This is a genomic window from Novipirellula sp. (assembly GCF_041583735.1).
Taxonomy (GTDB): Bacteria; Planctomycetota; Planctomycetia; order Pirellulales; family Pirellulaceae; genus Novipirellula.
Genome location: NZ_JBFHFD010000413.1, coordinates 1 through 7,780 on the forward strand (window position 1 = coordinate 1; position 7,780 = coordinate 7,780).

Consider the following 7,780-nt stretch of genomic DNA (forward strand, 5'->3'; position numbering starts at 1 on the left):
AATGATCGATTGCAACGCGTTGGCGGTATCGACGGTCGTTTCAAAATTGCTATATCCGGCCGCTTGCAGGTGTTTCTTGGCAACCAAGACGTTCACCGGCTCATGATCGACAATCATGATTTTGCCATCCAACACTTCCACCGGCCGCGCAGCGGACGTCGACGCAGCCGCAAGCGGCAAAGCCGTTTGCCGCGGAGGCGAATTTACGGAAGATGGTGTAAAGGTGGACATGCAGTTGAAAGCGGCAAAGACGTCGGCAAGCGATCGGCGAATCCAATTCGGACTTCGTCGCGCAAAAACGAGAGACACTCAGTTCCAAGCATGCGATGTGATTCGCAGCGGTATGCGACTGAGCTTCCTGAACGGTGCAAATCAGTTCACCTCGTCGGCACTTTGAACCGATTGTGCGGCTTGTAGCAAGTAAAGTTCGCTCAGTGGGGGGGCGGTATGTCGGACAAACGGTGGACGATATCACCTCGCCGAGTCGCCGTCGATTGGTCTCAGTCGTCGTCGTCATCTTCGCTAATCATCAGCCCTCGTTGCTTCAGCCCGCGGCCATGGGCGCCGGCCCATTCGGCGGGATAAGGCACGTCGTCGCCGCGAGCGGCATGCCATAAAATACGGTTCAACGTGTCTTCGTCTGCACGGTCAAAGCCCTCAAAATCTTCGTTGGCAGTCGCAACGAACCATTTCTTCATATTTTCGGGATAAGCCTCCGGGCCACTCACGATCTTGTTTAGCGGCGTTTCGGGAACCACGGATTCGTAAGCAGTGAAATCAGGGGTGTCGCGGAAGCAATCAAACATGATCGGCGCGGTAGCATCCATTTGATTCATCGGCGGCAATCCCAGAATCCGCTGCATGGTGTGCAGCACCGAAGTTTGGTTATAGAAATTGCTGACGACGGCTCCACGCCGAGTGTACGGACTTGCGACCAAGCATACGCTACGGTGTCCGTCGATGTGATCGTAACCGGCTTGCGGATCATCTTCGACGACAAAGACCGCAGTTTCCTTCCAAAATGGACTTTTCGAAATCGCCTCGACCACTTGGCCGAGTGCCAGGTCATTGTCTGCCATATGAGCCTGTGGATGAGGCATTCCTGAAGACATACCCGATGTATGGTCTTGCGGCAGATAGACAATCATAAAGTCATACCATTCACCTTTTCGCTGGGCGATTTGCAATTCATCCATGAACGCCTTGGCACGCAATACGTCCGGAATCCGCATGTTCCAACCGGGATAGCTGGGGCAACTGTATCGCGCCAACGTCTCGATACCAATCGATTTGGTAAATCCAATCTTGTGAGTGCCCGATTTGAAATCCTCGTAGATTTGGCTAAAGGACGCGTCTTCGGGAATCGTACCTGCGTAATCCATCTCGCCGTAATTACGAAAACTTAAGCCGTGTAGCAGAACGTTGTCCCAGATAAATCCGGTGCTGCTATAGTTCAGCGGATCATCTCCAAACGAGTAACTCCGCGTAAACCCGCCGAACGACTTTTCCAAGTGGTCGGTGACATTACCTTCGGTGGCCCAAGAGTGTCCGTCCGAGCTGTTCACACCGTTACAGTAAAAATTGTCGAGCAGTACAAATTGCTCAGCCAAACGATGATGGTTGGGGGTGATCGCGCGAGGATAATCACAGAGTTTTGGCTCGCCATCGCCTTGCGGCAAATCCCCCAACACTTGGTCATAGGTCCGGTTCTCTTTGATCACATAAACCACGTGTTTGATCAAACTAGGATGTCCGATTTGTTTGGGAACCGCGACCGGAGCGACAGCCTTGGTTCTTTCGGCTCGGACTTGTTGACGCAACATCCGCGGGACTTGGATCAACCGACGAGCATCTTCGGTGTACTGGGCAAGCTCGGTGTCCGTTGGTACCGCGACTTTGGACACAGCACCCAAAAATTGCTTGACGCTGAATTTGTTGGGGTCGGCGTTGTTTCGCGATCCGATTCCTTTGGTATTGGCGATATAAATCGATTCGTCGGCGAAAACCACCGCCGCAGGATACCAGGCGGTGGGAATGAATCCGGCCAAACTCCATGAGGTGTCGGTGTCGTTGCGTTTGAGCACGCCGACCGCATTGTTTCCGCCATTGGCTGCGTACAACGTCCGCCCGTCATCGGAGAGCGCCAAGGCATTCGTCGCGGAACCGTACGGCAAATTTGGGTCAGGACGGACCACAATCGATTGCAGTATCGACATGTCCGATGTGCGAATCATGGAAACGGTGTCCGAGTTCGCGTTGGCAACATAAACTGTTTCGCCATCCGCAGCGAGTTCGAGGTCGGCGGGATGCAGCCCTGTGTGAACCTCGCGAACTTGCACCGCCGATGCCAAATCGACGCGTCCGACCGTACCGCTTTTGGCGACGCCTCGATCGTCGACTAACACATCCGTGCCACTCGACGGTGCTGATTTTTCATCATCGCGTGGATGACGGCCTCCCCAATTGCTGACGATCAATGATTGCTGCTGAGGTAACAGCACGACATCATAAGGAGCGACACCGACAGGAATTTCTCGCAATAACTGTCCCGTGTTCAAATCGATCTCGGCAACCGTGTTGTTGCGTGACAAACAAACGTACAAACGATCACGATCCGCGTCGTGGGCGATGCCACAGGGATGCGAGTGCCCGCCATCGGAACCGGGAAGTGCGATCGCTCGTGTCCACATCCATCGATCGGCTTTCTTGGTGGCTTCGAACAACGACTGCTGCGCGTTGGTGGCCCACAGCGTTTTGCCATCCGCGGCAAAAACGATTCCATGCATCGACGCACCACCATCAGGAAAGGGCAGACGATCGATGACCGTCCAAGTCTTGGCATCAAGGAACACGACGGCAACATTGTCTTTGACCGCGATCACCGCATTGTCACTCGAGATTGCAGCGTCCACCGGCCGAGCCGGATACATCAAAGTGTCACCGGCCGGCGCGATCAGCTGGGCATTGGGCAACCGAGCGGATTCCGAATCGACATCGGATTCCGTTTCGAAGCGGCGAATGGCAAACCCATCGAGTGGATCGTGCTGGATAAGTGGTGTATCAGGATATCGGTCCCGTCCGGCGGTGTAAAGCTTTTGCACCGCATCGGGCGACCATACCTCGGGAGTAATCCAGCATTCGCCAATACGCCCGTTTAACGGATGCGTCTCGTCTCGGTCGACATAGGCGCCGATGGCCAACCGTACGCCTTGCTTCGGATACAGCACGTCGCCTTTTTGTTTCGACGAGTGATTCACCAATTTGCCGTCGACGAACAATCGCATCGTGTCACCGTCAAAGGTGGCACTCACCAATGACCAGCGACCCGCCAGGCTCGACAGCGGTGCTTTGCAATACGTCAGCAGTCCGTTTCCATCATCCGAGTGCGTGCTTGCCAACGCAAAGGTGAACGAACTGCCCTGCAACCCCAGCATCCACCCGTATTCTTCGCCGCCATTGTCTTCGATGGCACTGATGATTCCGGTCCAATCGGAAAACTTGTCCGTCCGAACCCACGCAGCAATACTGAACGCCGATTTCGGAAGGATTGCGGATTGATTGGGCTTGTCAATTTCAATGAAACTCGATGCCTTCTTGATCCAACCAAACGGAGCGTCCTTGTCGATCGAATCCGAATGGGGCAGCGTCAAACGGGTTTCGCCTTGGAGTGCAGAAAGCGTCGTCCCATTGAGTGACGCGGGTGAAAAATCCCAGTGATGAGCTTGATTTTGCTGTGCATTGGCGGATAACGCGGAACCTAACGCGAGAGCAAGACATCCGGTGACAAGGATGGAACAGCGGATTCGGCCAAGTGTCATATCGATCATGGTGCGTGCGTTCGGAATGGGTGTGTTCTAGCGGTGCGGTTACATGCTTGCCTTGGTTTTTACCCCAGCAGGAATCGGCATGTCACCCGAGCCCCCATTCGATCAGTGCGAAGAAACCTGAAACTTCTTTGCAATTTCATTCGGTTTTTAAAATCCGCAGGGGCGAGTCCCTCGTCGTACTATTGACGCTCCCGCGTTTGGGGGTGCTCATATTGAACTTGCCATGACAAAGTGAGAAAGCACCACGATGCCAATTCGACCTTACATTTCCTGGAATTACCTGCTGATCGTCACCACGTTTGCCCTGATGATGGTGGGTTGTGGTGAGAATCCGAATTCGCGATTTTCAGGCAAGATGGACATGATCGAATCATCGGCGGCGTTCGATTCGGATTTCGCCGCCACCGTAGACGCGGTGAGTCGCCAGGGCCAAAGTTTGGCGAATATTACAAATTCGACATTACCGAGAGACGAGGAAGGTTCCGACGCGCAATCCGTTGAAAAAAACAAAGCAAAACGACGGATCATCTACAACACTTCGCTTGGATTGATCGTCAAGGCATATAGTGAGTTCGAAACCTCGCTGCCTCGGTTAGTGAATTCGGTGGACGGTTTTATTTCCAAAAGCCAGACCGATCGCCGCTACAACAATCAGCAAAGTGGGACTTGGGTGGTTCGCGTTCCGGTTGATCGCTATCACGAATTTGTCAGTGGTGTCGGCGGATTGGGATTTGCCGAATCACGTCGCGAGGACGCTCAGGACGTGACCGAGGAATATGTCGACGTCGAGGCTCGTGTGCGAAACAATCGTAAACTCGAAGAACGCATTATCGCGATGTTAGCAGAGCGTACGGGCAAGTTGTCGGACGTTCTGGAAATCGAGCGTGAACTGGCTCGTGTGCGAGAAGAAATCGAACGAATGGAAGGTCGGTTGCGACTGCTCGCTGATCGCACATCGCTGGCCACCGTGACGATCAACGTTCGCGAGGAAAAAGAGTACGTTCCGCCAGCGGCACCGACCTTTACGGACCGCGTCGCCACCGCATTTGGCGGGTCGCTGCGTTCGCTACGCCAACTCGGCGAGATCCTATTGATTGCACTGATCGCCGTGGTGCCTTGGATGATCGTGCTGGGAATCCCCGTGATCGTGGTCACAGTGATGGTACGCCGGCGGATTCACACACGCACTGCAATTTAGCAGCGGTTCACGTTTTTCCGCTTACTGACGCAGTGCAAGGACTTGTTCAACACGAGCAGCGATGTTGGCGGTCACTTCGTCCATATCCGGGGTGCAATCGAGCAGTTGCACTTCATCACATTGTTCTGCGATCTGATGGAACGTTTTGCGGATCTCGGTCAGCGAGTCTTCCTGTTCGAATTCGTTGGGGACTTCGCCTCGTGTTTCCGAGATTCGCTGCAGCGCCACCGAGACCGGTAAATCAAAGAACAACGTCAGATCTGGGATCGGAAACTCGGCTCGCATTTGATCGAGCAACACCCCGGTATCGGCGCCGCGGATGCCTTGGTAAGCCACGGTCGAATAGAAATAGCGATCAACGATCACGATTTGGCCGTCGGCGAGGGCGGGTTGGATCAGCGTGGAAACATGTTCACGACGATCTTCGACAAAGGCCCGGAGTTCTTCGTCCAGCGACAAACGGCCCGTCGTGGCGCTGTCGCGAATCATCTTGCCCCACTTTCCATCGGTCGGTTCGCGAGACTGGGTCACGCGAAACCCCTGTGTCCGTAGCGAATCACACAACCGTTGGACTTGGGTCGATTTTCCGGCACCGTCGATGCCGTCGACGACAATAAAAACGCCGCGAGAGGAAGCAGAGGTCATAGATAAGAACGGAAAACAGCGGGGATTCTTCAGAGACGATGAGTGTCAGATTCTGACGATTTTGGTTCGAGATGACAGGGGGCAGGTCGGAAGAGCGACGATCGAAGAAATCGCTGCGACGCCGGCAATGCCATTGACATTCGTAGCGGCACGGCGCGAGCCGTCCGGTTACGGCTTGAAAAAACGTGCGATTTTACAACCGGGCGGCTCGCGCCCCTCCGCTAGAAAAGCCACCCGGATAGTACCAAAGTCGATGGCATTGGGCTTGTGCCGCTCGGCGACCAAATGCGATGAGAGACGTGCGGTGGCTGACAGCCCTTCAACGCGATCACCACGTTAACGGACTGATCTTAATCTGAACTGCCGTTGGGCAGGACGACGATCGTGAACCAATATTCGCCGATATATTTGATCACTTGCTGGAATTCCTTGAAATCGACCGGTTTCAGGATGTACGAACTGCATCGCAAATCGTACATCGTCAACAGGTCTTGGTCGGATTCCGAGGTCGTCAGCACGACGACGGCGAGGCGGCGAAGTTGTTCGTCGGCGACGATTTCTGCCAACACCTCGCGGCCATCTTTGACCGGCATATTCAGATCGAGCAGAATCAGATCGGGAGTCGGCGCATCGGCGTATTGACCCGTTTTGCGAAGAAACTGCATGCACTCTTCGCCATTTTCGACACGATGAAGATTGACCGGCAGGTCCGATTTGTTGAACCCACGTCGTGTGATAATGACGTCGTCTTCGTTGTCTTCGACCAACAACACTTCGGCTGGTCGACCACTATCCGCGATTTTCATACGTCCCTCAGCGCCTTGTCGTGTCCGATGCTGATCGCATCCGGGTTGTCGGCGTCGAATTCATCGACCTTAGATTGGTTCACGGGGATCGTAAACACGAACGTACTTCCTTTGGCTTCTTGCGATTTTACTGAAATTTCGCCGCCATGGCGGTTGACGATACGGCGGCAAACGGCCAGTCCAATTCCGGTACCGGGATACGCGGTTTGAGTATGCAAGCGACGAAAAATTTCAAACACGCGTTCGTGATGCTGTGGGCTGATACCGATACCGTTATCTTGCACGAAGAGGGTGTGGAAGTCGTCGCTGGTTTCGGCCCAAACGTGCACCTTGGGCGGTTCGTCGCCGTGGTACTTGACGGCGTTGCCAATCAAATTGGTCAACAACTGGGCCATTTGCGACTTGTCGGCCTGAATCGTAGGCAAATCATCACGTGTCACGCGAGCCCCCGTTTCAGCAATCGAGGAACTTAACATCTCAAGGGCGTCGTCGAACGCATCATTCAATGACGTCGGTTGGAAGGGGGCCGCTCGCGATTCGACGCGAGAATAGCCCAACAGATCACGAATCAACTGTTGCATCCGGTGAGCCCCCTGCACAATCCGCTGCAGATAGTCGTCCGCGGTCGCGTCAAATTTCCCTGCATAATCGTCTTGCAGGAATTGGGCAAAGTTGGCGATGGCTCGCAGCGGAGTCTGAAGGTCGTGAGAAGCGACGTAGGCAAATTGCTGCAAATCAATATTACTTGAATGCAACGCATCGACGGTCCGTGACAGTTCGCCGTTAAGCCACTCGAGAATCTTTTCGTTTTCGATCTGTTCGTGGATGTCGATATGCACGCCGATCAAACGCAGCGGGTTACCCGATTCATCGAACTCGCCATGCCCCTGGGACAAAATCCAGCGGTAGGTGCCATTTTCGCAGCGCAAGCGAAAGGTCGATTGGTAAACGTCCCCGCGTTCGGCGAAGTATTTCTTAACGCACTGCAGCGCTTCGTCGTGGTCATCCGGATGAAGTCGAGCTTCCCAGTCGCGAAAATGCGTCCAAGGCATCTCCGGATCATAGCCCAATTGAGTCTTGGCAGTCTTGGAAAAATAGACTTCGTTGGTGACGGCATCCCAGTCCCACAATCCCACATTGGCGCCTTCGAGCGCCAAATCCAAACGGTCTCGCATCGCAACAAGCTCTTGATCGTGCAGTGCGACTCGGTCTTCGAGCTCCTCGTACATTTTGGTTTGTAGGTGTTCGCGTCGTTTCCGATCCGATGTATCGACGAAGGTCACCACCGATCCGCCCAGCGTGCC

General features: G+C 54.2%; 6 protein-coding genes. 2 read left to right on the forward strand and 4 right to left on the reverse strand.

The features are described 5' to 3' along the window. Positions 1 to 115 precede the first annotated feature (115 nt). Entirely contained in the window at positions 116 to 397 is a 282-nt protein-coding gene (locus ABX962_RS24285) for a hypothetical protein (protein ID WP_372723109.1), read from the forward strand. A gap of 103 nt (positions 398 to 500) precedes the next feature. On the opposite strand, the gene ABX962_RS24290 is transcribed toward ABX962_RS24285, so the two are convergent. Continuing rightward, entirely contained in the window at positions 501 to 3,827 is a 3,327-nt protein-coding gene (locus ABX962_RS24290; RefSeq protein WP_372723111.1) for a LamG-like jellyroll fold domain-containing protein, read from the reverse strand. 247 nt (positions 3,828 to 4,074) lie between these two features. Here ABX962_RS24290 and ABX962_RS24295 point away from each other — a divergent pair, with 247 nt between their 5' ends. Next, positions 4,075 to 5,025, forward strand: a complete 951-nt coding sequence (locus ABX962_RS24295) for a DUF4349 domain-containing protein (protein ID WP_372723113.1) — start codon at positions 4,075 to 4,077, stop codon at positions 5,023 to 5,025. 21 nt (positions 5,026 to 5,046) lie between these two features. Here ABX962_RS24295 and tmk read toward each other — a convergent pair whose 3' ends face one another. The 3 genes from tmk to ABX962_RS24310 form a co-directional block, all read right to left on the reverse strand. Further along, positions 5,047 to 5,670 (reverse strand): dTMP kinase, encoded by a 624-nt coding sequence (gene tmk, locus ABX962_RS24300; protein WP_372723115.1) that lies wholly within the window; start codon positions 5,668 to 5,670, stop codon positions 5,047 to 5,049. A gap of 350 nt (positions 5,671 to 6,020) precedes the next feature. Then, positions 6,021 to 6,476 (reverse strand): response regulator, encoded by a 456-nt coding sequence (locus ABX962_RS24305; protein WP_372723117.1) that lies wholly within the window; start codon positions 6,474 to 6,476, stop codon positions 6,021 to 6,023. Further along, positions 6,473 to 7,780 (reverse strand): ATP-binding protein (locus ABX962_RS24310; RefSeq protein WP_372723119.1); only part of this gene is annotated, 1,308 nt, incomplete at its 5' end. The genes ABX962_RS24305 and ABX962_RS24310, both read right to left, overlap by 4 nt.

Coding starts and splice junctions, on each gene's coding strand:
- tmk (WP_372723115.1), bottom strand. CDS start 5,670: ATGACCTCTGCTTCCTCTCGCGGCGTTTTTATTGTCGTCGACGGCATC.
- ABX962_RS24305 (WP_372723117.1), bottom strand. CDS start 6,476: ATGAAAATCGCGGATAGTGGTCGACCAGCCGAAGTGTTGTTGGTCGAA.
- ABX962_RS24295 (WP_372723113.1), top strand. CDS start 4,075: ATGCCAATTCGACCTTACATTTCCTGGAATTACCTGCTGATCGTCACC.
- ABX962_RS24290 (WP_372723111.1), bottom strand. CDS start 3,827: ATGATCGATATGACACTTGGCCGAATCCGCTGTTCCATCCTTGTCACC.
- ABX962_RS24285 (WP_372723109.1), top strand. CDS start 116: ATGATTTTGCCATCCAACACTTCCACCGGCCGCGCAGCGGACGTCGAC.